The 24,819-nt window shown below is 69.1% G+C and carries 48 protein-coding genes; 43 read left to right on the top strand and 5 right to left on the bottom strand.

The window, feature by feature from the left end:
* The first annotated feature begins 31 nt into the window (after nucleotides 1-31).
* The 4 genes from ABZZ74_RS23625 to ABZZ74_RS23610 are packed head-to-tail and all read left to right on the top strand — an operon-like array spanning nucleotide 32 to nucleotide 2,971.
* Nucleotides 32-421, top strand: a complete 390-nt coding sequence (locus ABZZ74_RS23625) for a hypothetical protein (protein ID WP_356767958.1) — start codon at nucleotides 32-34, stop codon at nucleotides 419-421.
* The gene (locus ABZZ74_RS23620) at nucleotides 421-1,833 is read left to right on the top strand and encodes a DNA methyltransferase (protein ID WP_356768108.1); all 1,413 of its coding nucleotides are present in this window, start codon (nucleotides 421-423) and stop codon (nucleotides 1,831-1,833) included. The genes ABZZ74_RS23625 and ABZZ74_RS23620 overlap by 1 nt, the downstream gene beginning before the upstream one ends.
* Entirely contained in the window at nucleotides 1,830-2,057 is a 228-nt protein-coding gene (locus ABZZ74_RS23615; RefSeq protein ID WP_356767956.1) for a hypothetical protein, read from the top strand. Before ABZZ74_RS23620 ends, ABZZ74_RS23615 begins: the two co-directional genes overlap by 4 nt.
* Nucleotides 2,054-2,971, top strand: coding sequence for a hypothetical protein (locus ABZZ74_RS23610; protein WP_356767954.1), 918 nt, complete (start codon nucleotides 2,054-2,056; stop codon nucleotides 2,969-2,971). The genes ABZZ74_RS23615 and ABZZ74_RS23610 overlap by 4 nt, the downstream gene beginning before the upstream one ends.
* A 60-nt stretch (nucleotides 2,972-3,031) precedes the next feature.
* On the opposite strand, the gene ABZZ74_RS23605 is transcribed toward ABZZ74_RS23610, so the two are convergent.
* Nucleotides 3,032-3,256, bottom strand: coding sequence for a hypothetical protein (locus tag ABZZ74_RS23605; protein WP_356767952.1), 225 nt, complete (start codon nucleotides 3,254-3,256; stop codon nucleotides 3,032-3,034).
* 752 nt (nucleotides 3,257-4,008) lie between these two features.
* Here ABZZ74_RS23605 and ABZZ74_RS23600 point away from each other — a divergent pair.
* From ABZZ74_RS23600 to ABZZ74_RS23485, 24 genes are all read left to right on the top strand, one after another.
* Nucleotides 4,009-4,371 (top strand): hypothetical protein, encoded by a 363-nt coding sequence (locus ABZZ74_RS23600; RefSeq protein WP_356767950.1) that lies wholly within the window; start codon nucleotides 4,009-4,011, stop codon nucleotides 4,369-4,371.
* Nucleotides 4,368-5,783 carry a DnaB-like helicase C-terminal domain-containing protein gene (locus ABZZ74_RS23595; protein WP_356767948.1) on the top strand — a complete coding sequence of 472 codons (1,416 nt, stop codon included), beginning with the start codon at nucleotides 4,368-4,370 and terminating at the stop codon, nucleotides 5,781-5,783. The genes ABZZ74_RS23600 and ABZZ74_RS23595 overlap by 4 nt, the downstream gene beginning before the upstream one ends.
* Nucleotides 5,780-6,463 carry a hypothetical protein gene (locus ABZZ74_RS23590; protein ID WP_356767946.1) on the top strand — a complete coding sequence of 228 codons (684 nt, stop codon included), beginning with the start codon at nucleotides 5,780-5,782 and terminating at the stop codon, nucleotides 6,461-6,463. The genes ABZZ74_RS23595 and ABZZ74_RS23590 overlap by 4 nt, the downstream gene beginning before the upstream one ends.
* Complete coding sequence (locus tag ABZZ74_RS23585) at nucleotides 6,463-6,753, top strand: hypothetical protein (RefSeq protein ID WP_356767944.1); 291 nt, start codon at nucleotides 6,463-6,465, stop codon at nucleotides 6,751-6,753. Before ABZZ74_RS23590 ends, ABZZ74_RS23585 begins: the two co-directional genes overlap by 1 nt.
* A complete protein-coding gene (locus ABZZ74_RS23580) occupies nucleotides 6,750-7,046 on the top strand; it encodes a hypothetical protein (protein WP_356767942.1) in 297 nt (98 codons plus the stop codon). The genes ABZZ74_RS23585 and ABZZ74_RS23580 overlap by 4 nt, the downstream gene beginning before the upstream one ends.
* Nucleotides 7,046-7,714 (top strand): hypothetical protein, encoded by a 669-nt coding sequence (locus ABZZ74_RS23575; RefSeq protein WP_356767940.1) that lies wholly within the window; start codon nucleotides 7,046-7,048, stop codon nucleotides 7,712-7,714. The genes ABZZ74_RS23580 and ABZZ74_RS23575 overlap by 1 nt, the downstream gene beginning before the upstream one ends.
* A 28-nt stretch (nucleotides 7,715-7,742) precedes the next feature.
* Nucleotides 7,743-8,063, top strand: coding sequence for a MazG-like family protein (locus tag ABZZ74_RS23570; protein WP_356767938.1), 321 nt, complete (start codon nucleotides 7,743-7,745; stop codon nucleotides 8,061-8,063).
* Nucleotides 8,063-8,329: a hypothetical protein gene (locus ABZZ74_RS23565; RefSeq protein ID WP_356767936.1), complete on the top strand. Its 267-nt coding sequence runs from the start codon at nucleotides 8,063-8,065 to the stop codon at nucleotides 8,327-8,329. Before ABZZ74_RS23570 ends, ABZZ74_RS23565 begins: the two co-directional genes overlap by 1 nt.
* Nucleotides 8,330-8,359: 30 nt before the next feature.
* Nucleotides 8,360-8,905, top strand: coding sequence for a hypothetical protein (locus ABZZ74_RS23560; RefSeq protein ID WP_356767934.1), 546 nt, complete (start codon nucleotides 8,360-8,362; stop codon nucleotides 8,903-8,905).
* 214 nt (nucleotides 8,906-9,119) lie between these two features.
* Complete coding sequence (locus ABZZ74_RS23555) at nucleotides 9,120-9,308, top strand: hypothetical protein (protein ID WP_356767932.1); 189 nt, start codon at nucleotides 9,120-9,122, stop codon at nucleotides 9,306-9,308.
* Nucleotides 9,305-9,667 carry a hypothetical protein gene (locus tag ABZZ74_RS23550; RefSeq protein ID WP_356767930.1) on the top strand — a complete coding sequence of 121 codons (363 nt, stop codon included), beginning with the start codon at nucleotides 9,305-9,307 and terminating at the stop codon, nucleotides 9,665-9,667. Before ABZZ74_RS23555 ends, ABZZ74_RS23550 begins: the two co-directional genes overlap by 4 nt.
* On the top strand, nucleotides 9,664-10,203 hold the full coding sequence (locus tag ABZZ74_RS23545) for a hypothetical protein (RefSeq protein WP_356767928.1): 540 nt from the start codon (nucleotides 9,664-9,666) through the stop codon (nucleotides 10,201-10,203). The genes ABZZ74_RS23550 and ABZZ74_RS23545 overlap by 4 nt, the downstream gene beginning before the upstream one ends.
* Complete coding sequence (locus tag ABZZ74_RS23540) at nucleotides 10,200-10,403, top strand: hypothetical protein (protein WP_356767926.1); 204 nt, start codon at nucleotides 10,200-10,202, stop codon at nucleotides 10,401-10,403. The genes ABZZ74_RS23545 and ABZZ74_RS23540 overlap by 4 nt, the downstream gene beginning before the upstream one ends.
* A gap of 3 nt (nucleotides 10,404-10,406) precedes the next feature.
* Nucleotides 10,407-10,709: a hypothetical protein gene (locus ABZZ74_RS23535; RefSeq protein ID WP_356767924.1), complete on the top strand. Its 303-nt coding sequence runs from the start codon at nucleotides 10,407-10,409 to the stop codon at nucleotides 10,707-10,709.
* Entirely contained in the window at nucleotides 10,706-10,984 is a 279-nt protein-coding gene (locus ABZZ74_RS23530; RefSeq protein ID WP_356767922.1) for a hypothetical protein, read from the top strand. Before ABZZ74_RS23535 ends, ABZZ74_RS23530 begins: the two co-directional genes overlap by 4 nt.
* A 20-nt stretch (nucleotides 10,985-11,004) precedes the next feature.
* A complete protein-coding gene (locus ABZZ74_RS23525; RefSeq protein ID WP_356767920.1) occupies nucleotides 11,005-11,319 on the top strand; it encodes a hypothetical protein in 315 nt (104 codons plus the stop codon).
* A gap of 78 nt (nucleotides 11,320-11,397) precedes the next feature.
* The gene (locus tag ABZZ74_RS23520; RefSeq protein WP_356767918.1) at nucleotides 11,398-11,634 is read left to right on the top strand and encodes a hypothetical protein; all 237 of its coding nucleotides are present in this window, start codon (nucleotides 11,398-11,400) and stop codon (nucleotides 11,632-11,634) included.
* A gap of 82 nt (nucleotides 11,635-11,716) precedes the next feature.
* On the top strand, nucleotides 11,717-11,986 hold the full coding sequence (locus ABZZ74_RS23515; protein ID WP_356767916.1) for a hypothetical protein: 270 nt from the start codon (nucleotides 11,717-11,719) through the stop codon (nucleotides 11,984-11,986).
* Complete coding sequence (locus tag ABZZ74_RS23510; protein ID WP_356767914.1) at nucleotides 11,983-12,171, top strand: hypothetical protein; 189 nt, start codon at nucleotides 11,983-11,985, stop codon at nucleotides 12,169-12,171. Before ABZZ74_RS23515 ends, ABZZ74_RS23510 begins: the two co-directional genes overlap by 4 nt.
* Nucleotides 12,168-12,464, top strand: coding sequence for a hypothetical protein (locus tag ABZZ74_RS23505; protein WP_356767912.1), 297 nt, complete (start codon nucleotides 12,168-12,170; stop codon nucleotides 12,462-12,464). Before ABZZ74_RS23510 ends, ABZZ74_RS23505 begins: the two co-directional genes overlap by 4 nt.
* Entirely contained in the window at nucleotides 12,461-12,745 is a 285-nt protein-coding gene (locus ABZZ74_RS23500; RefSeq protein WP_356767910.1) for a hypothetical protein, read from the top strand. Before ABZZ74_RS23505 ends, ABZZ74_RS23500 begins: the two co-directional genes overlap by 4 nt.
* On the top strand, nucleotides 12,742-13,470 hold the full coding sequence (locus ABZZ74_RS23495; RefSeq protein WP_356767908.1) for a hypothetical protein: 729 nt from the start codon (nucleotides 12,742-12,744) through the stop codon (nucleotides 13,468-13,470). The genes ABZZ74_RS23500 and ABZZ74_RS23495 overlap by 4 nt, the downstream gene beginning before the upstream one ends.
* A gap of 53 nt (nucleotides 13,471-13,523) precedes the next feature.
* The gene (locus ABZZ74_RS23490) at nucleotides 13,524-13,796 is read left to right on the top strand and encodes a hypothetical protein (protein ID WP_356767906.1); all 273 of its coding nucleotides are present in this window, start codon (nucleotides 13,524-13,526) and stop codon (nucleotides 13,794-13,796) included.
* Between the two features lie 273 nt (nucleotides 13,797-14,069).
* A complete protein-coding gene (locus ABZZ74_RS23485) occupies nucleotides 14,070-14,855 on the top strand; it encodes a hypothetical protein (protein ID WP_356767904.1) in 786 nt (261 codons plus the stop codon).
* A gap of 46 nt (nucleotides 14,856-14,901) precedes the next feature.
* Here the strand turns inward: ABZZ74_RS23485 and ABZZ74_RS23480 are convergent, their stop codons facing one another.
* The 4 genes from ABZZ74_RS23480 to ABZZ74_RS23465 form a co-directional block, all read right to left on the bottom strand.
* Entirely contained in the window at nucleotides 14,902-15,198 is a 297-nt protein-coding gene (locus ABZZ74_RS23480; protein WP_356767902.1) for a hypothetical protein, read from the bottom strand.
* 157 nt (nucleotides 15,199-15,355) lie between these two features.
* The gene (locus tag ABZZ74_RS23475; protein ID WP_356767900.1) at nucleotides 15,356-15,763 is read right to left on the bottom strand and encodes an NUDIX hydrolase; all 408 of its coding nucleotides are present in this window, start codon (nucleotides 15,761-15,763) and stop codon (nucleotides 15,356-15,358) included.
* The gene (locus ABZZ74_RS23470; RefSeq protein WP_356767898.1) at nucleotides 15,760-16,395 is read right to left on the bottom strand and encodes an NUDIX domain-containing protein; all 636 of its coding nucleotides are present in this window, start codon (nucleotides 16,393-16,395) and stop codon (nucleotides 15,760-15,762) included. Before ABZZ74_RS23470 ends, ABZZ74_RS23475 begins: the two co-directional genes overlap by 4 nt.
* A gap of 150 nt (nucleotides 16,396-16,545) precedes the next feature.
* On the bottom strand, nucleotides 16,546-16,800 hold the full coding sequence (locus ABZZ74_RS23465) for a hypothetical protein (RefSeq protein WP_356767896.1): 255 nt from the start codon (nucleotides 16,798-16,800) through the stop codon (nucleotides 16,546-16,548).
* A 252-nt stretch (nucleotides 16,801-17,052) separates the two neighbouring features.
* On the opposite strand from ABZZ74_RS23465, the gene ABZZ74_RS23460 reads away from it, so the two are divergent.
* From ABZZ74_RS23460 to ABZZ74_RS23390, 15 genes are all read left to right on the top strand, one after another.
* Entirely contained in the window at nucleotides 17,053-17,499 is a 447-nt protein-coding gene (locus ABZZ74_RS23460) for a hypothetical protein (protein ID WP_356767894.1), read from the top strand.
* Nucleotides 17,496-17,663, top strand: coding sequence for a hypothetical protein (locus tag ABZZ74_RS23455; RefSeq protein WP_356767893.1), 168 nt, complete (start codon nucleotides 17,496-17,498; stop codon nucleotides 17,661-17,663). Before ABZZ74_RS23460 ends, ABZZ74_RS23455 begins: the two co-directional genes overlap by 4 nt.
* A complete protein-coding gene (locus ABZZ74_RS23450) occupies nucleotides 17,660-17,965 on the top strand; it encodes a hypothetical protein (RefSeq protein ID WP_356767891.1) in 306 nt (101 codons plus the stop codon). Before ABZZ74_RS23455 ends, ABZZ74_RS23450 begins: the two co-directional genes overlap by 4 nt.
* A complete protein-coding gene (locus tag ABZZ74_RS23445) occupies nucleotides 17,962-18,207 on the top strand; it encodes a hypothetical protein (protein ID WP_356767889.1) in 246 nt (81 codons plus the stop codon). The genes ABZZ74_RS23450 and ABZZ74_RS23445 overlap by 4 nt, the downstream gene beginning before the upstream one ends.
* Nucleotides 18,204-18,359 carry a hypothetical protein gene (locus ABZZ74_RS23440; protein ID WP_356767887.1) on the top strand — a complete coding sequence of 52 codons (156 nt, stop codon included), beginning with the start codon at nucleotides 18,204-18,206 and terminating at the stop codon, nucleotides 18,357-18,359. The genes ABZZ74_RS23445 and ABZZ74_RS23440 overlap by 4 nt, the downstream gene beginning before the upstream one ends.
* A 107-nt stretch (nucleotides 18,360-18,466) precedes the next feature.
* Entirely contained in the window at nucleotides 18,467-18,685 is a 219-nt protein-coding gene (locus tag ABZZ74_RS23435; protein ID WP_356767885.1) for a hypothetical protein, read from the top strand.
* Nucleotides 18,682-19,281: a hypothetical protein gene (locus tag ABZZ74_RS23430; RefSeq protein ID WP_356767883.1), complete on the top strand. Its 600-nt coding sequence runs from the start codon at nucleotides 18,682-18,684 to the stop codon at nucleotides 19,279-19,281. Before ABZZ74_RS23435 ends, ABZZ74_RS23430 begins: the two co-directional genes overlap by 4 nt.
* A gap of 134 nt (nucleotides 19,282-19,415) precedes the next feature.
* The gene (locus ABZZ74_RS23425) at nucleotides 19,416-19,607 is read left to right on the top strand and encodes a hypothetical protein (RefSeq protein WP_356767881.1); all 192 of its coding nucleotides are present in this window, start codon (nucleotides 19,416-19,418) and stop codon (nucleotides 19,605-19,607) included.
* A 92-nt stretch (nucleotides 19,608-19,699) separates the two neighbouring features.
* Entirely contained in the window at nucleotides 19,700-19,996 is a 297-nt protein-coding gene (locus tag ABZZ74_RS23420) for a hypothetical protein (protein ID WP_356767879.1), read from the top strand.
* Between the two features lie 11 nt (nucleotides 19,997-20,007).
* Entirely contained in the window at nucleotides 20,008-20,178 is a 171-nt protein-coding gene (locus ABZZ74_RS23415; RefSeq protein ID WP_356767877.1) for a hypothetical protein, read from the top strand.
* Nucleotides 20,179-20,192: 14 nt separating this feature from the next.
* The gene (locus tag ABZZ74_RS23410; RefSeq protein ID WP_356767875.1) at nucleotides 20,193-20,414 is read left to right on the top strand and encodes a hypothetical protein; all 222 of its coding nucleotides are present in this window, start codon (nucleotides 20,193-20,195) and stop codon (nucleotides 20,412-20,414) included.
* Complete coding sequence (locus ABZZ74_RS23405; protein WP_356767873.1) at nucleotides 20,414-20,608, top strand: DUF4236 domain-containing protein; 195 nt, start codon at nucleotides 20,414-20,416, stop codon at nucleotides 20,606-20,608. The genes ABZZ74_RS23410 and ABZZ74_RS23405 overlap by 1 nt, the downstream gene beginning before the upstream one ends.
* Nucleotides 20,609-20,630: 22 nt before the next feature.
* Nucleotides 20,631-21,977 (top strand): hypothetical protein, encoded by a 1,347-nt coding sequence (locus ABZZ74_RS23400; RefSeq protein WP_356767871.1) that lies wholly within the window; start codon nucleotides 20,631-20,633, stop codon nucleotides 21,975-21,977.
* Complete coding sequence (locus ABZZ74_RS23395) at nucleotides 21,974-23,980, top strand: hypothetical protein (protein WP_356767869.1); 2,007 nt, start codon at nucleotides 21,974-21,976, stop codon at nucleotides 23,978-23,980. The genes ABZZ74_RS23400 and ABZZ74_RS23395 overlap by 4 nt, the downstream gene beginning before the upstream one ends.
* 212 nt (nucleotides 23,981-24,192) lie before the next feature.
* Nucleotides 24,193-24,807 carry a hypothetical protein gene (locus ABZZ74_RS23390; protein ID WP_356767867.1) on the top strand — a complete coding sequence of 205 codons (615 nt, stop codon included), beginning with the start codon at nucleotides 24,193-24,195 and terminating at the stop codon, nucleotides 24,805-24,807.
* Nucleotides 24,808-24,819 lie beyond the last annotated feature (12 nt).

The following is a 24,819-nucleotide window of genomic DNA, read 5'->3' as shown; positions in this document are numbered from 1 at the left end:
AGCGCGGCCGGCCATCTCGAAGGAGTCTCCCATGACCGCTACACCCGAGCAGGCCGCCAGCTGGGCCGCCGCCCACCTCCGCAACCTGTACTCCACCGTCACCCGCTGGGACACCGCCGTCCTCGACCAGGTCGTCCTCCACCTCGCCGACCACGGCCAGCCCTTCGGCATGAACCAGATCCGGCAAATCGTCCCCGACGACGTGTGCAGGAAGGCTGGCCTGTACTTCCACGCCCTCGTCAGCCACGACGCCCTCCACCCCGCCGAACCGCAATTGCTGCGGAAAGTCGGCGAAGAGGTCTCGATCAACCAGAAGGCCCGCGGCAAGCGCGTGAACGTCTACGTGCTGACCCGCGCCGGGCGGAAGTACATCCAGGACCGGCAGGCCGCCCGCATCGAGCAGCGGAAGGCGGCGGCGTGATGGAGGCCTACAACGAGGACGACACCGTTCAGCTGTACCTCGGCGACAGCCTCGACGTGCTGCCGACGCTCGCCGACGCGTCCGTCGACGCCGTCGTATGCGACCCACCCTACGAACTCGGCTTCATGGGCAAAGCGTGGGACGCCTCCGGGATCGCCTACAACGTCGACATCTGGCGCCAGTGCTGGCGCGTGTTGAAGCCCGGCGGCCACCTGCTCGCCTTCGGCGGCACCCGCACCTACCACCGCATGACCGTCGCCATCGAAGACGCCGGATTCGAGATCCGCGACAGCCTCCACTGGATCTACGGCAGCGGCTTCCCCAAGGGCCAAGACATCGCGAAGGGCATCGACAGGCACAGGCGGCGGGACTACGTCCTCGCGGCTGTGGACCTCGGGTTGCAGATCCCCGGAAACAACCTTCACGACTGGACGAAGGCTGAGCATTCGCCAGGTGACGTCTGGTGGGAGAAGTTCAAGGCGCACCTCGCACCCGAGGATTGGCAGCGCATTGAGCGACGTGTCATCGGGGTGCGCAAAACTGGCATAGGCACCGGAGGCGGCGACGTCGCATACATCAGCGACAGCGGAAACCGGGATGTCACTGCTTCGGCGACACCCGAGGCTCTCCAGTGGCAGGGCTGGAACACGACGCTCAAGCCCGCGCACGAGCCGATCGTCATGGCCCGCAAGTCGACCGGATTCAACACCACCGTCGCCAACGTCCTCGAGCACGGCACCGGAGCGCTCAACATCGACGGCTGCCGCACGCAGGCCGGGCAGGACTACCGCGACAAGTGCGCGTCTGTCGTCGGCATCGACAGCCCCCGCAACGGCGACACCCTCGGCGAATGGACCGGCGTCCGCGAAGACTCCGCACACGCCGCCGGACGGTGGCCCACGAACATCCTCCTCAGCCACGGACCCGACTGCATCGACGGAGGCGACTGCCAGGCCGGATGCCCGGTCGTCGAGATGGACCAGCAAAGCGGCGTCAGCAAGAGCGACGGACACCGGCGAGGCGAACGACACGGATCCGTATACGGCGGCGGCAACGGACCTTCTGGCCCCAACGGCGTCCGCGGCCACGAAGACGCTGGTGGCGCTTCCCGCTTCTTCCCCGTCTTCCGCTACGAGGCGAAGGCCCCCGCGTCTGAGCGGCCCCGGCTCGCCGACGGCACCGCGCACACCACGGTCAAGCCGCTCGCCCTCATGCGGTGGCTGGTCCGACTCGTCACCCCGCCCGGCGGAACCGTCCTCGACCCGTTTGCCGGATCCGGGGCAACGCTCGAAGCCTGCCGCCTCGAAAGCTTCCAGTCGATCGGCATCGAGAAGGACCCCGCACACGCCGAGCTCTGCACCGTCCGCCTCGCCAAGCCGTACATGACCGACCTGTTCGGGGGTGCCGCGTGAGCCCCGACGTGTACGCGGCCTTCCTCACCGCCGGTGACCGGCTCCAGTCCTATGGGGCGTGGATCGTCCGCAACTGGCCCAACCTCGCCGCCGCGATCGTGCTCGCCGTGTTCGCCACCTGGTGCATCCGCCGCGCCTGCCACGGCCTCGGCAACGCCAACCAGCGCATCGACGCCGCACTCGCCGAACTCGACAACCAGCAGACCCGAACGGGGGAGAAGTGACCACCGCCGCCAAGCGCCGCCAGGCCATTCCGGCCGAAGCCTTCGAGCACGGCGACGCCCGCCGCTACCGCCGCGGCTGCACCTGTCAGCCATGCACCACCGGAGCGACGACAGAAGCCCGCCGATGGAAGTACCTGCGCGACACCGGCCGCGGCGGAATCACCCCCGCCGAGAAGCTCATCGCGCACATCTGGCAGCTGCGCGCCGCCGGCATGACCGACCAGGAAATCTGCAACACGGCTGAGCTGTCACCCCCGCACCTGTACCAGATCATCCGATGCGGAGGGACGGTGCGGCACTTCACCGCCAGCCGCATCCTCGGCATCCCCGTCCCGGCTTCCGACGGGCCGTCCCGCAACGGTGCTCAAGTCCCCATCCTCGGCACCCGCCGGCGACTGCAGACCCTCAACGCCGAAGGCTGGCCCTGCAAAGAACTCGATCGCCGCCTCGACACCGGCACCGGGTACACCGCCTACCTTCTCCGGGCGGCTGGCGAAACAGTCCGTCTGTCCACCGCCGACAACATCCGCTTCACCTACCGGCAGCTGAGCGGACGACTCCCCGAAGAGCACGGCGTCACCGCCGTCAACGCCAAGCAGACCCGCGCCCGGGCCGCCGCCAAGGGCTGGGCGCGCGCCGCGTACTGGGACGAAGGCGACTTCGACAACCCGGCCTTCACGCCGGTCACCGAAATCGACTTCAAGCGCGACGACGTCGCCGCCCTTCGCCGCGAAGAGATCATCCACTTCGCCTGGCACGGCGACACCCCCGAACAGATCCTCGCTCGCCTCAACGGCGAGGTGTCCATCTCCACCGTGCGGCAGATCGTCACCGAGTGGCGCACCGGCGAGAAGCGGCAGCGGAAAGCGGTCGCCACCACCGAGCCGGCCGTCGACGCCGAACTCGCCGCCTAAGACACGACAAAGGCCCCGCCGAGGCGGGGCCAGGAGGAGAACGGAGGAGGGGACGTGACCTCAGGACTCGGAGTCGTCGGCCGGCTTCTTGCGGCGCACGATGCGCGGCTTCGGCTTGGGCATCTCGATGCCCTTCGCCCGGCAGTAGGCGCGGACGCGGGAGTGGACGTGACGGCGCAGGTCGTCGGTGCGCGTGGTGCCGTCCGCCGCGCATGCCTGGTCGTACAGGTCCCACATCTCGTCGTCGATGCGGATCATGCGACCCGGCGTCCCTCTCGTCGTCATGTCGACAGCGTAGCTGACCCGGCACAAGCAACACACCCCATCGGGGGTTGCCGTGTTGCTTATGTATTGCTTGTGCCTACACACCCTGCGATAGAATCAGAGCGCATCAAGGGCATCAACAGCGCCCTTCTGAAGCCTCCATGAGGGCTGTCCAGAACAGCTGATCGACCCACAGAGACAACCCTCCCGAGAGAAGAGATCCCGTGACCCTCGACGCGATGCACTGGGTGTGGAACCACTCCCAGTCCAGGGGCAACCCCCGGCTCGCCCTGCTCTTCGTGGCGGACCAGGTGCGCACATCGTCGTGCGAGGCGCGGCTCAGTTACGCCGACTTCATGCGGGCGCTCAACGCGTCCCGGTCCGTCGCAAAGGCGGCTGTCCAGAAAGCCGTCGAGGAGGGCGAGCTCCAGATCGTCGAGCAGGGAAAGGGGACGCGCCCTTCTCTCTACAGCCTCCCGAAGGCCGTCGGCTTCGTTCGCCCGTCCGCCTCTAGTGGGCCGGAATCAGGCCCACTAGGAGATCCCAACACCACTCGTAGTGGGCCGGAATCAGGCCCACTAGACACTAACCATGATCACGCTAGTGGGCCGGAATCAGGCCCAGAGTGGGCCGGAATCAGGCCCTCTAGTGGGCCGGAATCAGGCCCACACTCCCCATTCCCAACTCCCAGCAAGCAAGAAGGGGGGCCGGAGGGCTCGCAGCCCGACTTCGACTACGGCATCCCCCGCAACGTCCGACCGCTCATCGACGCCATGACGCGCGCCGGACTCGGCTACATCCGCTGGCCCTTCGAAGGCAACCAGTGGTTCGTCATCGAAGCCTTGATCCAAAAATCCGGCATCGAGGCCATGGTCACTTCCGCCGCCAAGGTCGCCGCCCGGACCAGCGTCGAGTCGGCCAAGTACTTCCTCCCCGCCTGGCGGCAGCTCGCGCCGCTGCCACCCGGCTACATGCCGCCCGGCCGCGATTCGCCGCCCAGCGGGGGCGGCCCGCACTGCGGCGACATCGACTGCCACCCGACCACCCGGCTGCGCGAAGTCGAAGACGACGAAGGCCTCCCCGTCCTGATCCCGTGCGCCATCTGCCATCCACACAGCCAAGGAGCCCGAAAGTGACCGACCTGTACGACGAGCCGCCCGCCGACGACTACGACCAGACGCCCGAACTGGACCTGCCCCGCAACCTCGACGCCGAGCAGGCCGTGATGGGCGGGATGCTGCTTGCCCCCATCGGGGTGAACGACGCAGAGCGCATCATCGGCCAACTGCCGGCCTTCTACTGGCCCAAGCACGAAACCATCTACCGAGCCATCCTCGAACTGAACGGCGCCCCCGGGGTCCGCCCTGACCCGATCACCGTCTCCGACCACCTCAAGCGCAGCGGCGACCTAGAGAAGGTCGGCGGAGCCACCTACCTGCACCACTGCGTGCAAATGATCCCGACCGCCGCCAACACCGAGTGGTACGCCGAGATCGTCGTGCGGCTCTACCGGCTGCGCCGCATCATGCAAATCAACACCGAGGCCACCGCCGCCGCGCGCATGGCCGAGGCCGAGCCCGAGGTCATCCTCGACAAGGCCCTTGCGGACCTGCAGGCCCTTCTCGTCGAGGCCACCGGGGGTCAGATCGAAGAGAGCCTGTCCGTCGCCGACAACTGGGCGTCCTTCGTCGACGAGCTCAACGAGGGTGTCGACAAGGACGCCATGGACTCCCCGTGGAAGGACCTCAACGAGGTCGTCCAGTTCAAGCCCAAGGAGCTCACTGTCGTCGGCGCCGCGACGGGCGGCGGCAAGTCCCTCCTCGGAATGAACATGGCTGCTCACGTCGCCATGCGCCGCGGCAAGCCCGTCCTGTTCGCGTCCATGGAGATGACCCGCAAGGAGCTCATCGCCCGCCTCACGGCCGCCGAGGCCGGCGTCAAGCTCGACCACCTCGTCAGGCGCAGGCTCACCGACGACGATTGGGCGCGCATCGCCAAGGTGTCCGACCGCATCCAGAACGCGGACAACTTCATCCTCGACGACTCCGCCGCCCTCACCGTCCCGAAGATCCGCGCCCGAGTCCGCTGGATGGTCTCCCAGGGGCAGCGGCCAGGCCTCGTCGTCGTCGACTACATGCAGTTGATCACGCCCGAGTCCACCAAGGGCGGCGACGCCAACCGCGCCCAGGAGGTCGCCAAGATCTCCCGCGGCCTCAAGCTGATCGCCGACGAGTTCGCCGTCCCCGTCATCGCGCTCGCCCAGTTCAACCGTGGCAGCGTCGGACGCAAGCCGCTCGTCACCGACTTCAAGGACTCCTCACAGATCGAGCAGGACGCCTCCGTCATCCTCCTGCTCCACCGCGAGCTCGCCGCCGACGGATCCGACACAGGACCCACCGCGGGCAAGGTCGACCTGATCGTCGGCAAGAACCGCAACGGCGGCCAGGGGCGCGAGATCACCCTCAACTTCCAGGGCGAGTTCGGTCGGCTCCGCTCCATCGCACCGCCCAGCTGGTCGCCCACCTCCTCGCTCGGAGGTGCAGCATGACCATCCAGGCGATCAACACGTACTACTCCGGCCATCACTTCCGCAGTCGCCTCGAAGCCCGCTGGGCGCACGTCTTCAACGACCTCGGCATCCGCTGGGAGTACGAGCCGCAGGGCTACCACGTAGGCGAAAGCCGCCGTCCCTACCTGCCCGACTTCCACCTGCCCGACATCGGCTGGTGGGTCGAAGTCAAAGGCAGCCAGGACTGGCTCGACCTGACTCTGCTCGCCGACGCCGTCCACCCCACCAAGGGCCTTGGCCCCGACGGCGGCAGCACGAACCTGCTCATCCTCGGCCAGATCCCCGACACCAACGGCGCCGCCCCACTGCACCACAGCGTCACCCGTGGCGCGTACTGCGACGAACTCCTCCGTTCCCCACTCCATCGCTGCTCCGACGAGTGCACGTTCCCGCCGGCCCTGTTCGGCCTGAGCTGGCTCATGGCAGCGAACGACCTAGAGCGCCTGGGTGCCGACCTAGGGGCCATGAAGGCCCGGGACCTGGAGACGTTCCAGCGCTGGGGCGCCATGCCGATCCCCGTCGGCCGTGCCTCAACGAAGCCCCCGAAGGGTGACCTGACGAAACCCATGCTCCACCCGGGTATACCCGTCGGCCCGCACCTTGAGGCGGCCTACACGCTCGGGCGCACCGCCCGCTTCGAGCACGGGGAGGCCGCCTGATGAGCGAGCCCAACGTCGAGGACATCGCCGAACTTCGCAAAGACCCCGACAGCTTCCGCGACTACCTGCGACACATCACCGGCCGGACCGTCACCGCTCCCCGGGACGCGCAGCCCGAGACCGAAGCGGCTCCGCGCCGCGGCTACCAGATCACTCACGTCGGCGGCTGGCCCCTCGGTACCGCAGCCACCGGCCCCACCCCGCCGCCCGATGTGTGCAGGTGCGCCAAGTGCGGCGGCAACCCCGCCAGCCGCACCATCCACCAGCCCCAGACAGGAGAAGTCGCGTGACCGTCATCGTCTGCCGCGCCCGGCAGTACAACATCCGCCGCATCTTCCGCTGCCCCACCTGCAAGACCCGCCGCCGCATGCTCTTCCAGGACGAGGTCTGGTACGGCACCACGACCACGTGCTGCCACTGCGGCGACAGCTGGCAGGACGGCGAGCTGTACCCGCGCCCCGCGAAGCGTGGCTGGCGCAAGGAGGCCGCGGCCAAGGCGACCGCCGAGTGGTTGGCCGCCGGATCCTATGACCGCGCCGCCCACCAGGCGTGGGTCGCGGCGGAGACGGGAGAGGCCGCCTGATGACCGCCCCGACCGCCGTCCCCCTGCCGCGTCTGGGCCGCTGCCCGGACTGCCCAGACGAGATCCGTCTCCGCGCCAACGGCCGCCTGTACGCGCACGGCTGCCCGGGTGACGGCACGGTGCCGCTGCTGGTGCTGCGGCCGACGTTCGCCCGCTGGCTGTACGCCCAGTCGAAGCGGCGGGACGAGCGCACGAACCGGCTGACCGCGTTCGCCGCCTTCCAGTACCGGGGCTGCACCCGCGCCCCGAAACTGCATGCGGGCGACATGCCGTGGTCCAGCGCTGACGAGCTCCACGGGCAGTTGCATCTCCTGCGACTCGCCCACGGAGGCGGCGACGGCTGCGACTGGATGTGCCGCGACCTCGAGCGGGCCGCCGCCGTGTACGAGCAGTTGGCCGCCGACAGCCCCGCGGCGCCCCCTGCCGAAGATCCCGGTCCCGTCGTCCGCGTCTTCCGCCGCGACACCGGCTGGATGCGGCCGGACTACACCGACTTCGCCGACTGCACCAGCAACTTCCACCGCCAGCAGGACGGCCGGCCGCAGTGCACTGCGGCCGCCGTATGGAAGGTCGTCGAGGAGCACGAAAGTGCGGACGGTTTCCCGATGCTCAGCATCGGCTTCTACTGCGACACCGACCTCCCCGCCGAACACCGAACCGCCACCTGACCCCATCCCAACCCGAAGGAGCCTCAACATGATCAGCCCCGACCAGTGGTCCACGATCCGCAGCCTCGTCGACTGGCTCGACGCCGAGAACGGCCGCAGTGACGCCGAGATCAGCCTGCGCATCCTGAAGCTCACCGAGGAGGCCGGTGAGGTCGCCCAGGCCTGGATCGGCGTGCAGGGCCAGAACCCGCGCAAGGGCGTCACCCACACCCACCCCGATGTGCAGGACGAACTCTGCGACGTCATCGTCACCGCCGCGGTCGCCCTCGCCTCGCTGATCGACAACCCCGGCTACGTCCTCGACGCAAAGCTCGCAAAGATCGCCGCCCGCGCCGGGACGGCCTCCTGATGGCCCGCCACATCCGCCGCGCCGACGTCGACGCCGTCCTCGCCTTCGGCGGCTTCGAACCCTCCGAGTGGCTCGGCGACGACTGGGATCCCGGCTACCGCACCGCCCAGGACGGCCGCCGCCAGGTCAACGTCTTCCACGACGGCCCCGGCGAAGAACACCACCTCGACACCTACCAGGCCGAGTTGCGGGCTGCCGGCTTCCACGTCGTCCCCGACCAGATGCCCGGCGGTGGACGCCGCCGCCTCCACGTCACCAAGCCCTGAACCCCACCCGCCAACCCGAAGGAGAAGCACATGACCGACCTCAGCCCCGCCTCGCAGAAGCTGCTGCGGGAGATCGCGAAGTACGACACCGGCGTCGGCGTCCTGTTCCGGCACGAGCCCCGAAGCCGCTACAGCCACCCGCACACGCGGAGTGTCTACAACCGCCGCACGTTTTTCCCGCTTACCGGCGGCGGCCTGGTGGACGATGGCGGCAGCGACGAGACGCCGGTCCGCATCACCGAGGCCGGCCGGAAGCTGGCCGCCGAGCTGGAGGAGCAGTACCAGGCGGAGCAAGCCAGGAAGAAGGGCCGCCCGAAGCCGTCTGCGGACGGGGCGACCGCGCTGCGCCTGCTCCGGGAGATCGCCCAGCACGACGGGTCGCTGGTCTACGACGACGGGCTGCGCCGCGTCTGGCGGGTCGCCTCTCGTGACGGGCATCGAGCGTCCATCGGCATCTGGGTGGCGCTGGAGAAGGCCGGCTACGTCCGCACCGAGCGGGTGTCCAGCATCGGCGGGCACCGAGTGTCCGTCACCGACGCCGGCCGTCAGCGTCTCGCCGGCCCCGCCGCCCCGTGAATGCCGCGACCCGGGCGCGCTCGTATCGCGCCCGGGTCTGCCTCGAACCTTACCGGCCCTTATGTCGCCCGGTGACGCCCGCCAAGCCTGCCGACGGCGTCTCAGGCGGCCGTGAACGGGCGCCGGGAGCCGCAGGACGCCGTTCGGCCCGCACACGGCCTCCTGCGGACTCCCGGGGCCGCGTCAACCCAACCCACACCACCAGGAGCCAGCAATGACCGAACCGACCGCGCCCGTCCGCCCCTTCGCGGACGAGCCCACCGAGGTGCTGCAGACCGCCCTCGACCTCGCCGCTACCCACGCCCGTCAGGCCGTCTGCTTCCGCCCTGAGGCGCCGGGCGACGAACTGCCAGCCGTCGTCGACCTGTTCCGCGCCGAACTCCAGTACCGAGGTGAGCTGTGACTGACAACCCCGAACTCGTGCACGTCGGCTGGTGGTGCTGGCGTGGCGACAACCACGGCCATCTCGCCACCATGGCCTGCCGCAGCGACAACGTGCCCATCCACGTTCCCGCCGAATGGGCCGACGAGATGCGCGCGGTGATCCAGCGCATCGAGGACGGCGACGACGAGCCGGACGCGTCTGCCGAGGTGGCGCCCGCCACGACTCCGCAGCCCGTCCAGCACGCGCCCGGGAAAGCCACCCTGTGCCCCGACTGTCGGGCCAAGGGGCACTCGATCTGCGTCGCCGCCGAGTCCGCGCCCGCCGACACGGGACACGACGACGAGGCGCAGCAGCCCGAGACCCAGGAGCCCCGATGAACGTCGACCCCAACATCCCCCTCGGCCACAGCATTCCTGCACACCGGGCGTTCGGGTGGTGTTCCCACTGCCCGGACCGCACCCCTGTAGAAGAGCTGGCCGCCTGGCAGACACGCGAACTGCGCCGTCTCGTCGACGAGACGGCGCAGCCCACCCCATGCAGCGAGCCGAACGGCTGCGACCCCGACGGTGACCTCTGCGACCAGCACGAGACAGAACGCGCTCACGCCGAGGGCGAGCACGCATTCTGCGGGCCGACCTGCGAGGTGGAGTTCCCGAGCGACAAGCTCCGCAACTTCATCCTCGCGAAGGGCTACCCGGGCACGGCCGGGATGCTCGACGAGCTGCTGCGCCGGGCGGCCTCCGGACAACTCCCCGCCGCCGCGCAGCAGCCGAAGGAGTCCGCTCCTGCCGTCCCGCAGTGCGACGGCTGCGGCCACCTCGTCCACCGTGCGCGCAAGTGCCCAGCCCTCCAGTACGGGGAGCGCTGCGAGTGCGACGAGCCGCTTGCTACAGACGGAGAGGCCCGGTCGTGACGCGCCGGCTGAACGCGTGCGGGTTCTCCTCCGAGACCATCGCCGCCGAATACGAGACCGACGCCGCCCTCGCCGAGTGGCCCGACAGCGATCGGATGTTCCCACCCGACGGCCACTACTTCTATGCCGCGTTCCGGGCCGAAGACGAACAGCGCGCCCTCGACTACGAAGCTGCGCAGCAGCAGCCGAAGGAGGCCTGAGCCGTGGCCACTGCCGACTTCAAACCGCACCCCGCCGTCCACACGCCCTGGATGTTCATCTGCGCGATGGACGACCCCGACGCCTCCGCTGTGTCGTTCGCCGAGAACCCTGTCGCGCAGATTGCGAGCGCCCTCCTCGAAGACGTCGGCGACTGGCATCACGCGATCAAGAACCTTCAACGCACCGACGTTCCGCCCGCCGTTATCGCCGCACTCGATGTCCTCCACGACGCCATGTGCGGCTGGGTTGAGTGGAACGAGCAGGCCGCGGGTCGTGGCGCCTCGATAGCGGAGGCGCGCCCGTGACTGTCGCTCTGTTCGTCGAGGCCGTCGACAGCATCCGCACCCTCGGCTGGGCGCTCGCCGTGTGGATCGTCCTGCTGGCCGTCGCCACCACGCTCGCCGCGTACACGGTCGTCGCGGCCGTGGCGTGGCCGTGCACTACCGCGCGAGACGCGCTGTACGCCGCGCTGAGCGCCTCACAGGCCCTTCGAGCACTCCCGGAGCGCCACGCCGCCCATAACGCCGCACACGCCCGCACAGCCCCGTCGTGGGCCCACGCCGACAAGGAGGCAGCGTGAAAGGACCAAGCCAGAAAACGATGTCCACCACCAAGCTCCTACGGCTCTTCACGCCCACCGAGCAGACCGTTACCCCGGGCCACGACTGGGACACCGAAGCCGCCTGGCTCTACACCCACCACACCGAGCGCATGGCCAAGCTCCGCGCCAGCATCACCAAGCTCGGCATCGAAGAACCCATCCGCCTCTGCTGGGGACACCCCACCTGCTGCCAGGCCAAGCACGTCGTCGACGGCCACCACCGCGCCATCCTCGCCCGCGACATGGGCATCGAACGCGTACCCGTCGCCGACGCATGGGACGGCAGCGAGTGGTTTCTCCACTCCTGGGACTGAACCCGTCTCCCCGCCGGGCCTTCACCGGCCCGGCGCACACCCCGCCCCGTCGTGGGCCCGAACCGACAAGGAAGCCGCATGACCGCCGCCGACGAACTCCGAGACGCAGCCGACAAGCTGGCCCCCGAATCGACGACCCGGCTGACCCTGACCGGCGAATACCCCGACCTCGACGCCTGCTACGCCCAACTCCTGCGCGACACCGCCGAGACCGTCGACGCGGTCATCCGGCACGGCCTGGAGGTCGACGAGACCGCTCACTGGCTACAGGCCGCACTCGCCGCAGCCCGCAAGATCAACGGGGGCCAGCGGTGACCGTCCTGTGGTCCATCACCGAACTCCCCGCGTCAGTCGTCGACCCCGAGCCCGACGACGAAGACAACGGCCCGTGGTGCCGATGACCCGCGCCTGGCTCCCACACCCCGCCCGCACCCTCGGCAGGCCGATCCGCTGTCCCACCGGCCTGCCCCGCTTCGCCACCCTCGACTTCGCTTGCGAGGCCCTCCGCCACGGATACGCCGACCACCAGCTCACCGCCTGGCAGTGCGGGAAGTGCGGCGGCGCCCACGTCACCGACCAGTCGGAAGCGTCGCCAGCCGGCGACTGCGAACCCGACTGGGCACCCCAACCCGCGATCACCGACATCCCCACCCAGGAGCACCTGTGACCGGCCCGATTCGCCGCTGGCAGCCCGACACCCTGTCCGCCGCCATCCTCACCGCCTACGCCCGACGCCGGCAGAACTGGCGAGACGTCCTCCAGCGAGCCCTGCGCGCCCTCGCCCGCGCAGACGGAATCCTCGACAACCAAGACCGCATCATCACCGAACCCGGACACCGGAGGCGGCCGTGACCCGACGCCGGCCCAACGGGCACGCCCTCAAGCCCAATCAGCGGGAACGTGCCCTCCGTGACGCCACCATCGACAACCTCCTCCAGCGAGCGTTGCGCGGCGTGTTGACGATCCCCGAAGCAGCCGTGCTCGCAGAGTACTGGCGCGAAGACCAGCGGCTGGGGGAGCTCACCCGGCGCAGGCTTGGCGACACCACCCGGGCCCTCGAACGCCACCGGGCCGCAGCAGCCGAAGCCATCCAGGAACTCGAAGCCCGCATCGCCGAACTCACCGGCCAGCAGGAGGCGGCGTGACGTACATCGCTGCGACCCGTGCCGCCCTGGCCGCCCGCATCCCCGACCTCGACCCGCCCCTCCTCGACCTGTACCTGCTGCTCGCCCTCGTCAAAGGGCCGGCCGTCACCTCGGCCGACGTGCACGACGCGTGGGCGATCTGGTGCAGCCGGAGTCGGCCCGACCACCGGGATCTCATCCCCTACCCGCAACTGTCGACGGCCGTGCAGGCGTTGGACCAGCCGTTCGCCGACGCCATCGCAGCCGCCGCCCTCGCACAGACCCAGGAGACCGCCGCATGACCGACCAGCCCCAGCAGCAGATCCGCAAGTCCACCCCCGAGGAAGACATCCGCGAACTGTTCAGCCGAGTCGCCAAACTCAACGACATCGCCTCCGCCCTCCTCGCACCCGAATGGGGCTCCGAAGCCGGGATCATCCCCACCGGCCACCCACTCCACCCCACCCAGCAATTCGCCACCCTCGAAGTCGTGCGCGACGAGCAGACACCCGGCGCCATCCACGAACTCGCCGCCGCCGTCCGCGACCTCACCTCCGCCATCCGACTGGAGATCGCCGATAGTCAGCCCGACGACCTGACCGGCGCCCGGACAACCCCGGACAACCCCGCCACCAGCAGCGACACGGCGGACAACCCGCTGCGGGGCGTCCTCGCCCGCGCGATCGAACTCGCCGACGAGCACTCCTGCCAGATGCAAGACGGCCCCGACTACCGGGCCCTCGCCGCCGCCGTAGTCGCTGAACTCCAACCAGGCGTGAGCATCACCGCCGCCCTCGCCCGCACGGCCGCGGCCGACATTCAGCGCGTCACGACCCTGTACGAACGGTGGGTGAAAGCCGGACCGCCACCGATCGGCACACCCGCGGCCCGCTGGTGGGACCAGCGACTCGCCGAACTCCGCAACGCCATCCTCCCCACCGACCAGCCAGCCAGCGACAACGGGCCGTCTGTCGCCGAATGCGCCAAGGACGACCGGCGATGGCCACTGCAGAAGACCGGCGAGTAGCCGCCCGGCCGACGCGACAGAATGACCCCGACCGCCATAAAGGAGCAGAGCGCATGACCACGAAAGCCCACCTCGGCGGACACCCAGGCGGCCCCGTCGACGTTCCCATGCCGGACGAGTGGAATGAGCCACCGGCCACCGTCTACGTGCACAAGCTCAGCGAAAGTGGCCGTTATCTCAGCGACACCCCAGGCGTATTCGGGATCCCCTTCCGACTGATGACGCGAGACGACGGCACGCCTGTGATCATGCCGGACGGGTCAGTGGCGTACTGGCACGACCCGAGCGCGGGCCCGGTGCGCCCGGACGAGGAGCCCACACCATGAGCAAGCTGACGCGACTACTGCGCACCCTCGCACGCGACTGGACGGACGGACTTCGTGCAGCACGCGACGTCCTGATGTGGGGTCAGGCGTACCCACGCACCGTCAGCCCGCGGACACTGCAACGAATGCGGAGACACCCAGACGAGTAGCCCACCGAACGACGGCCCCGCACCCAACGGTGCGGGGCTTCTTCGTGTGTCCGGATCGCGCGCTTGTCGACAAGTCGTTCCACCTTCACCCTTTCCTGGTCAGCTGACGATCAGAGGGGGAAATGTGCCGTTCGGCAATGGAGATCGCGAAGTACTCCGACAGATCAGCAGCCAACTCGGCCAGGCCGTAGCCGACCTCGCCGCACTCAAGCAGCAAGTAGCCGACCAGCAGCACACCATCGATCAAATCCGCCAGGATGCGACCGCCGCCATCACCACCGGTCTCGCCGAAATCCGGGCCGTCGCCCGCGACGGACTCGCCCGCACCAACGAGATCGCCACCGGGCCACTCGCCAACATCGGCAACGAACTCGTCGCCATCCGCGGCAATATCACCCAACTCGGCGCCCAAATCCAGCAAGCCCCCACCCTGGCCGCCGCCGAGCCGACTTCCGAAGCCCAGCCCGACGACCACACTCCCGAACTGGCGCCGAACCCGGAGCCGGACGATCAAGCCGCAACAGAGCAACCCGGCGACGACCCGGCCATCCTGCAAGCAGCAGCCGGCATCTCCGCTGCCACCCTCCACGCCCACCGCGACACCTGGGAATTCCTCGTCAAGCATGCCGGCCAAGACCAGCACTTCCACCTGCCCGCCACCGCGACAGCCAACGAGGGCGCCATCGAAGTGGCCGTCTCCGGCCCGACCCTCGTCGCCGCCCTCACCCGCCTCGCAGCCGTCAACAAGACCGCCGCAGACACCGGCACCGCAGCCATCGCCGGGCACCTCCACGCCCGTCTCACCGAAACCATCGAAGAGATCGTCACAAGGCCACACCGCGGCGACGGAGCTGAACCGGTACGCATCGTCATCGACGACCGGGCCGGACCAGTCGACGAAGAGCAGTGACACAGAAGCGCCCCACCCGACTTGGGTGGGGCGCTTCACCAGCAGCTCAGGCGCGCGCCACCGCCAACGGCTCCGGCAGCGGCGGAGCATTCAATCCCAACCCCTCGGCCAGCAGCATGCGCGCCGCCGTGTCCCGCTCGAAGCTGGACCGGCCGACTGGCATCGACAGGACCCGGCTACCGTCACGGCGCTCGACGTAGGCACCGAAGAACGTCGCGTCCGTGATCGACGAATCGACCAGCTCCACGTCGTGCGCGGCCAGCAGATCGACCAGTGGGGCGTCGAGCAGGTCGAGTGTGGCGGAAGCCGCAGGCACCGTTACCGCCGCAGGCGCTAAAGTCATGGACGAACCTCATCTCTTCGAAGGGTGGGTTTCGTGATCGGCGAGTTCGCGCTCGCCGGTGGAACGGGCCCGGTGTTCGCGCACCGGGCCCTTCGCGTTAGAGGAGCCTCACAGCGGGATCACCCCGCACGGAAGGGCACCACACGGCATCTACACATCAGCCGGCAAGCACCTCGTCGAGATACTCCTGAACCGGCCCGAACAAGCCGTAAGGCACCAGAGCCGGGATCTCCTCGTGACGCACCCAGGCCACCTGGTCGAGCTCATCCTCGTCGGCAACCCGGGCCGTACCCGACACGACCTCGCAAGCCGTGTAGGCCATGAACTTGCCGGACTTCGGGTGAACGCGGTCGCCGATGTAGCGCACGGCGCGCACCGTCAGATCCGTCTCTTCGAGCGTCTCCCGCACCGCGGCCTGCTCCGCGGTCTCCCCGCCCTCGACGCCGCCGGCTGGGAACTGCCACGACAGCTCGCCCTCCTTGATGCGGCGGCGGACCATCAGCACGCGCCCCCGGTCGACGATGATCGCGGCGGACACGTCAGGCTTCTTCGTCTCGGTGGTCATACGGTCGCCTCCAAGGCGTCGAGAATCGGCGGGTAGATGCGGTCGGCGGGGATGTAGCGGCTGAGTTCCGCTATCGGGGCCCACGTCACGGCGACGTTTTCGGAGGAGTCCCCATTGATTGCCTCGCCGTGAACGTAATCGCATGTGAAATAGCTACAGAGTGCGCGCGTAACAGGATGGAGTCGTTCACCCAGGTGTTCGCGGACCATGCAGTGCACCCCGGTTTCGTCCAGGGTTTCCCGCACGGCGACCTTCGGTGCCGAGCCGCCCGGCTTGACGATGCCTGCCGGGAACTGCCAGCTGATGTCGTCGCCGTCCTGCCTGCAGACGAGCAGCACGTCACCGCCCCTGCGGACGACGGCGATCGCCACTCGTAGTGCTTGCGCCTCTGGCTGCGGCACCGCTATCCGCGACAAATGGATGAATCGGCGGCGCACCGCATCACCTGCCCTCTCGTAGGCCGTGTCCAGGATTCGCTGCGTTTCGCGCTGCGGAATCATGTTCGGTGATGCGTGCCAATTGGCGACACTGCGTACCGACACTCCGAGGCGACCCGCGAATTCTTCCTGGGTCATGTCGAATGCTTCTTGGAGCCAGGCCGCTTTCTGGCCTGTCCACTGTTCGACGTCCACTATCGGCTCCTGCGCCGCTGTCGTGGGCCTTCATGCGGCGGGATTGCATGGTGCCTGCATGCCCGCTGCATGATCACTGCATGTTGCTGCATGGGGCCTTCATGGTCTGGGCGCGCATGCACGCGAAGACTCGATCCCATGGATTCCCGGTCACTCACCCCTGCTGAACTGGTGGGCGCGCTGGTACGTGACGCCCCCCATGAGTTCTGCGACCTCCTTCCAGGTCTTGCCCTGGTCTTTGAAGCCGAGGGCGATCTCCTGGCGGTGGCGTTTGCGGAACAGTTCCAGCTCGCGTTCCAACTGCTTGGAAAGGTCGACGAAGGTGTCCCAGCGCTCGTTGAGATCCGCGATCTGGCGCAGCTGGTCGTCGTAGCGGGTGAAGGGAGCGTCGGGGGAGTCGGCCATGACGTGAGGGTACGGGCGATCCGACGCGCGCTCAAGACTCGATTGGAGAAGTTGAGTTGGGCGCTTGACTCGCCAACGTCATGCCTCTACGGTCGTACCAAGCCGCTCAAATCGAGATTTGAGAGCGGCCCAGCTGTCCACTCCTACCGGACCCAGTCCGAGGGCGGCACCCCACAAAAGAAGACGGGCCGGACACTGCGACTCCTACCTCGCAGGCCGGCCCTGACCACCAGGTTCTAACGAGGAGATCCTGTGGCTACCCAAGAGCTTAGCGGTGCTCTCAGCAGCACCGATCACGAGGGCACCGCTCCGATCGAGCGGCTGCGTGTCCAGGTTGCCCGCCTGGAGGAGTCGCTGCGCATCCAGCGCGAGGCCCGCGACGCCGACCTGGCGACGATGCGCGACCTGAGCATCCCGGAGGCGAAGCGCGCCGAGGCGGAGGGCTCCTTCCAGAGCGCCGCCTGGGAGATCCTCTCGCTGCAGGGCCAGATCCGCGAGTACAAGGCGGTGCAGGCGGCGGCGGTCAGCTACCAGACGCACGCCCGGCACGCTGCGAAGCTGGCCGCGAAGGCTGAGATCGGCCACGACCTCCTGGCAGTCGACATCCGCGCCTGGGAGCTCGCCGAGGACTACATGGCCAGCGCCCGCGCCACCCTCACGAAGGCCGGCCGCCTCGACCTCATCGAGGTGGCGTCGTGACCACCACCACCCTGCCCCGTATCCCCGCGGACGCCTCCGATGACCTGATCCTGCGCCTGTATCAGGAGACGTCGCGGCAGACCCCGGCCGATCTGCGGTCGACGTGCCCGATCCACCTCAACTGGCGTGACCGCTGCCGGCATCTGCACGAGGTGTCGTCGTGAGCGCCGTCCGCTGCCCGGCAGCCCACCCCGACGATCCCACTCCGTGTGACGGCCCGCCGGTCGTGATGGTGCTGGATGCGCGTAACGCTGGCGCGGCCGGCTGTGAGCATCACGGCGCCCGGCTGCTGGCCTCGCTGGAGGGCGGCCGGGTGTACGGGCTGCCAGACGCCCCGGAGGGTGCAGCTATCCGCGTCTTCACGGCGGCCGACTCGATCCGCCCCTTCCCGTGGGTGGAGGGTCCCCGCACGAAGGCGTCCGAGTTGTCCCGCCGCGAGTTCCGCGAGCGGGGTGAGCAGCAGTGACCATCATCGACAACCGCGCACTGACCCTCGGCCACCGGCTCGCCCGCCTCCTGCAGGCCCTGGACCCCGAACCCGGGGCGGCACCACTGCTGAAACTGCCGATCCGAACCCACGACGACGTGTTCGCCTGGGATTTGGAACTGTCCGAGACGGCCGTGGAGGGCCTGACCCGGATCCTTGAGGAGGTCGAGGACCGGCAGTGGTCGGCTGGCCAGCCCGTCTTGAAGCTGGTGAAGCGATGAGCGCCGAGCACGAGAAGACGAAGCCCCAGTTGCCGACCAGGCCCCGCGGCGGACACCCGGGCTTCGTGCTCTTCCTCGACGAGGCCGGCCACCAGGAGCTGTTCCGGAAGGTCGCCGAGGCAAACCGGCAGTCGCAGACCCGGCCGAAGTAACCCCACAGTCCGGCTGCGGGCGGATCGACAACCCCCCCGTCTCCGCCCGCAGCCACCCGATTCCGCACGACCCCATACCCACTTCTTGATCCTGAAGGGCTACCCCCATGTCCCCGTTCCTGTTCTCTGCCGATTTCGCCGCCTCCGAGGTGGGCCGCCGGGCCCGCGCCGCCGTGACCGTGGCTGAGGCGTCGGTGCTGTCGATCTCCGACCTGTTCGCCGAGTACGCCGCTGCCGGCCGGGCCCGGCGGGCGGAGATCCGTCTCGCCGCCGACCCGGAGCTGCAGGCTCAGCTCGACGGTTTCGACTACCCGGCGGCGGCGTGATGTTCGCCCAGTGGCGGAGGATCCGCGCTGACCGGCGGCTGTGGCGTCAGGCCGCAACCTTCGATGACCTGTGCGTCCTGATGGCGCGCTGGCTGGAGGGCGAGCTGTCGATGTGGCCCGGCCATCAGGACTGGCCCGACGGCGAGACCTCACCCCTGGTACCGGTGCTGGCCCGCGCGAACCGGGCCGGCTTCCTCACCGACCAGTCCCAGCCGGGTTTCGACGGCATCGGCTACGACGGACTGCACTGGCAGCAGCGGGCCTCCGTGTCCGGGCTCATCGCCGACGAGCAGCTGCTCGCCCAGGTTCGCCAGGCCGGCGAGCGGGCCGGGCTGGTGGTGCTGATCGCGCATCCGTGGCTGCTGCCACAGGGCCGCGGGATCACGGGAACGCTGCGGGGTGGTGAGCCGTACACCGAGTTCGGCGCCTATCTGTCGGTGCGAACGCTGCGGCAGATCTGGCCGGGCGTGTCCCGGCCGGCGTTCGCCGAGATCGCCGACGCCTGGCAAGTAACCGTCATCGACCCCGAGTACGGGCGGGGCGACCGCGTGTGGGCGGCGCTCGACGAAGCCATCGCCCTACTGGGCGCCGCCTGACCCCCTGACTGCCGTGGTGCGGGACCCCCGCCCGCGCCACGGCCCCGGCCGGTGTTGCCGGGGACCATATCGCCCCACCGGTACCGCCCCCAGCACCACCAACCACCCACCACCCGAACCGATTGGACCCCTTCATGGGCCTGTTCACCCCGAAGTACCCGAAGTCCGACACCCCTGCACCGGCCGCGCCCGCCAGCCACACGGAGCAGGCGCGGGACGCACTCAACCGCATGTTCGAAGCGGACAGCCGGGGCGACACCGCGACCGGCGACCGCGAGATGCGCGCCGCACAGCGCCACATCGACGCAACCAAGAACCGCCGCTGACCGGCTGTCCGCGGCGCGCGGCCCCGGTCGTGCGCCAAGGAGAACCGGCCCGCACCACCCCCATCCGATCAACCCCGAGAGAGGAGCCCACAGTGCACGCCTATCTGATCACTGCGAAGCCTGGCCGGCTGCATCGCGCCGCCGCATGGGCTGGCCGGTGGGCGCTGCGGGCCCTCGCCCTGACGGTGATGACCGTGCTCGGCGCGGTCGTGTTCACCGTCCGCTGCGCTCGCCCGGTCATCAACTATGCGGCGACCCGGGCGGCGTGGCTGGAGTTGTGGGCCGCATCGGTGACCGGGATCGGCCCGCTCGGGGCTGCGCTCGGCGCTGGCCTGACCGACGAGTTCCGAACCGAATTCCACAAGGCGCGCACCGGCGCGCCCGCCTGAGAGGGGCCGCCATGAACGGCGTCTACAACAACCGCCGCAACGGCCACAAGGCCACAACCGACGGCATCACCTGGACCTGCAGCTGCGGAAGGCGGGGCGTTCAGAAAGACGACCAGCACGCCATGCTCGCCGCCGGATTCCATGTCCGCCACCCCAACAAGCCCATCCCCGCCTCGTACTGAAACGGAGAACCGACATGCCCGGAAAGATCACCGAGCGTGTGGCGATGGCCCGCCACGCCGCATCCGAGCTCGCCACCTGGGGCGAGTGGTCCGACGGGCGGCCCACCGCCACCCCCGCCGACGTGACCGCCAAAACCAGCGCCATGTACGGCCAGTACCTGAAGACACCGCTCACCGACGACGAAGCTACTGCCGGACTGCGGCTCGCGCTCGCACAGAAGGGGCTGACTGTCTGATGCCGATCACGTTCCGCAAGAGCTTCCGGATCCTGCCCGGCATCCGACTCAACATCAACGCCAAGTCGTGGTCGGTGACCGTCGGACCGAAGAACGGGCCGAAGCGCACCTGGTCCAGCACCGGCCGCACCACAACCTCGATGGACCTCCCCGGCCCCTTCGGATACCGCTCCACCCGCCGACGTACCCGCTGACACCCGAAAGGACACGAACATCATGACCGCCAGCCCGCCCCTGAACGGCCACAAGAGGCCGGCCATGCCCGTGCTCGGGGACTGGCGGCCCGCCACACCCGAACCCGTCGAGGAACAGCGCACCCCCGAACCCCAGCCCGAGCCCGCCGTCGTTGACGCCGAGGTAGCTCGCGCCAAAGCCTGGGCCGAAGTCGAAGAACGCCGTATCGCCGCCGAAGCAGCGGCCGAGAAGGAGCGGATCGCGGCCCAGGCCGAAGCGGACGCGACTCGCATCAAGGCTGAGGAGGAGGCGCGGAAGCTGCGCCTCGCCAACGACCGTGCCGAGCGTAAAGCCCGCGAGGACGACGCCGCCTCAGAGGCGCGCATCGCCGAGAGCCGCAAGCGCAAGGCGGACGCCGACCGGGCCCGCGAAGAAGCGGACCGTCTGGCCGCCGAGCAGCGTGCCGCAGCCGAAACCGAGGCCGCCGAGGTTGAAGAGGCCGAGAACCGGTGGCGCGGCTACGCCCGCAGCTTCTACATCGTCTGCGCCATCGTCGCCCTGCCCGTGCAGGTCGCCGCCTTCTACGACCCGCACGCGCTGTGGCTGATGGCCGCCCCGCTCATGCTCGAAGGCGGCGCCTGGGTCGTTCTGAAGGGGGCTGCAGCAGCTGTTGCCGGGCACCGGCCGCACTGGCACTACCGGCTGATCGCCTGGCTGCTGGCGTTCATCGCCGCCGGCATCAACCTGTGGCACGGCCTCAACGCCTTCGACCCGGCCACCGCGATCGGTACCGCGTTCGCGTCGGTTGCCGGCCCCGGTGTGTGGGATCTCCACGAGCACGGCCGCATCCGCAAGCGCGACGGCGTCCTCACCCGCCGGGAGCGCAAGGCCGCCGAGAAAGCCGCCAAGGAGGAGGCCCGACAGAAGGCCGCCGAGGAGAAGAAGCGGGCCGCCGAGAAGGAGGCCGCAGATAAGGCGGCGGCGGAGGATGCCGCACTACTCGCCAAGCGTCGCGCCCACCTCTTCCCGAAGGTGTGGGAGCACGCCGAGAAGCTCGCCGCGGACCTCGGTCAGACGACCGTCACCAACTCGATCTGGGAGCGGGCCAAGCTCGACGTCGAGGGCGCGAAGCCGGGCGAGTCCGCGGAGGTTCTCCGCATGCGCAACGCCGCCGAAGCGAGGGTCGAAGCAGCCCGCGAAAAGCGCTCCGTAAACGGATCAACACAGCAGGTCGCATCGCAAGTGCTCGGCCCCAAGAAGCCCCGCGTCTACAACCCGCCCGCCCGCGCCGGCAAGCGCACCAAGGGCGACGTGAAGTTCGCCCCCGCAGCCCGCCGCCAGGCCTCCATCGCAGCACGCAACGCCGCAGCCAAGAAGGACCCGTCATGAGCCTCGACCAGCACCCCGACTTCCCCGCCGACTGGGACCTGTCCAAGGTGATCCCGGGCGAGCTCGACGTGCCCGACGACCTGTCCGATGAGGACATCCCGCCCGGCATCCTCGTCCCCTACGAGCCGTCCTTCCCCGTGCTGCGGCAGGCCGGCTCCGCAGCCATGGTCGTCGCCTCCGTTACCGGCCGCGCCATCGGACTGACCGCCCGCGGCAGCGGCCGACTGCTGCGCTGGTTCGGCGTCGGCGCCCGCGCCATCGGCTACCTCGGCTGGCGGTACGTCCGCACCCACGACTTCCAGGAAGCCGTCGGCGGCGTCCAGAAGAAGTCCGACTGGAACCAGAACAAAGCCGAACGTCGCTCCCGCTGGAAGATCCTCGGCTGGAGTGCTGGCGCCGTCGTCGCACTCAACCTGGCTGGCTGGTGGGCGCTCGTGAAGTACGGGCAGTTGACCGCCGCCGACTCGTGGTGGATGACGCCAGCCACCGTCGCACTCGCAGCGTTCGCCGCAGTCTCCTGGTACGGGCGCTACCGCATCAACCGGCCCGGCCTCGCCCCCGAACAGATCATCGCCGACCAGGACAACCCCGAGTCGGACGAGCCGTTCCCGCTCAGCATGTGCCAGACCCCCGACCGGGTCGAGGAATGCGTGTCCCGCGCCCTGGCATGGGAGGGCATCAGCACCCGGTCGGTGAGGGCGTTGGGCCACCGTGATTGGGGCTGGGAGATCGACATCGTAACCCCCGACGACGTTGGCGCGAAGGCCGACAAGCTGGACCGCCTGTTCGGTATCAAGCGGGGCGGCACCCTCGTCGACCCTGACCCACAGGACGCCTCCCACCTGGTGCTCCGCCTCGTCACCTCGAACCCGTTCGAGAACATGCCGACGCCCGACCTGCACGCTCCGAACAGCCTCGACATCACCGACGCGCACAACTTCGGCCGCTGCATGGACGGCAGCCCGCTCAACATCGTCCTCGAAGGTCTGCGGATTCTTGCCATCGGAGTCTCCGGCGCCGCCAAGACCACCGGTGTGCTGCGCGACCTGGCCGAGATCATTACCGCCTGCCACAACGCCATCGCGTTGGACCTCGACCCGGTCAAGGACGGATTGCGCGAGTTCGAAGGGGCCATGGCCGTGCCGCCGATCCGCGGCAACAAGGACTGCGAGAAGTGGCTCGACTACCTGGTGAAGATGGCCAAGGCCCGCAACACGGTCCGCAACCGGCTCAACATGGGCGACACCTGGGTTGCTACCGCCGACCACCCGGCAATCTTCCCGTTCGTCGACGAGTTCATCTACCTCAGCCCCAAGGCCAAGGAATTGTTCATCGAACTGCTGCGCCTCGCAAAGCAATCCGGGATCTACCCCGTCGCGGCAGGCCAGGACGCCACCAGTGACGCAATGGGTGACGCCATCGCCGACTCCTTCACCCTGCGGATCATGCTCGCCGCCCGGCATGCCGACATCCCGCTCGTCCTCGGCCAGGGCGCCATCGCCGCCGGCTACCGGCCCGACCGGCTCGTACCCGCCCAGAACAAGCAGATCAAGAACGACGCCGGCCAGTCCTACATCAAGGGGCCCAGCCTCGACCGGCCTCTGCTGTACGGGTGGAACGAGCACAGCAACGAGGCCATTAAGAGGGCGGTAGTCGATCGCCGACAGGCGGGCCGACCGTGGTTCGACGAGGACACGCTGCGGGCCGCAGGGCTGATGAGCCTGACCGGCGGGGGAGTAGAAAAGAAGCTCATCCCTGGGGACCGGCAGATCGCCGCCGACGCGATTGGCGTGATGGCCGATGCGGGCGTCGACCGGATGAAGACCGAGACTCTCGCTGACGCACTCGCCCAGTGCGACCCCGAGACCTACAGCAACCTGACCGCAGCCGAGCTGCGAGCGCTGCTGAAGGACGCGGGGGCCGGGTCGCCGGTTCAGCTCGGCCCGTGCGAGGGGGAGCGCAACCCGCGCGGATTCACGATCGACATGCTGACCACTTTGTAGGCATTCGTCCACTGCTACGCGGGCGCTACGCACTGCTAAGCCGCAGGCCACAGCCGCTACGCCTCCTGCTACGCGGACTGCTAAGGGAAAGGCGTAGCACCCGCCGTAGCACCCGCCGTAGCGGCCCTGACCTGCGGCTTAGCGGCCAGTAGCAGCCACATAGCACCTCACAAACCACCGCAAACCGATCACCCGCCCAAGGAGTCTCGATCATGGCCGCGAAGCGCCCCGCCACCCGCCGGAAGGCCCCGGCGAGCCGTCGCACCACCGCCCGACGCAAGCACCCCGCCCGCCGCGTCAAAGTCCCCCGCCGCGGCCCCCTCCACGCCCGGCTCGGCACCTGGCTCGTGCTGCGCGTTGTCGTCCCCATGGTCGCCGACCGCCGATCCGTCATGCAGTCCCGCAAGGACGCCGCCATCCTCCGCGCCACCCACGATGGCTGCACCACCTGCCACGGCAACGGCCAGATCTTCACCAAGGGCAAAGACGGTTCCTTCACCGGCTCCAAGCCCTGCCCTGCCAAGCCGACGAAGACCAAGGTCTCCCGCGCCGAGATCAACCGGGCCGCACGCATCGGCGCCGACAAACGCACCGGGCTCGTCGGCTGGACCTGCCCCTGCGGCAAGAAAGAGAAGCCCCGCTACCGCGACGCCAAGACCGCCACCAAAGCCCTCCGAGCCCACGAGAAGACGAAGCATGGCGGCGCAAGCGTCGGCGGCACCTGGTACGCGCAGCAGACCGAAGCCGCAGCCCTCGCCCCCTCCAAGCCCGCACCCGCACCCAAGCTCAAGACCCGCAAGGCCGCAGCGAAAACCGCCACCTCGTAACCCCGACCAGAA

Origin of the sequence: Streptomyces sp. NPDC006476 (assembly GCF_040612015.1) — a bacterium.
Classification (GTDB): Bacteria; Actinomycetota; Actinomycetes; order Streptomycetales; family Streptomycetaceae; genus Streptomyces; species Streptomyces griseorubiginosus_B.
This window is presented reverse-complemented; position numbering and strand designations above follow the sequence as displayed.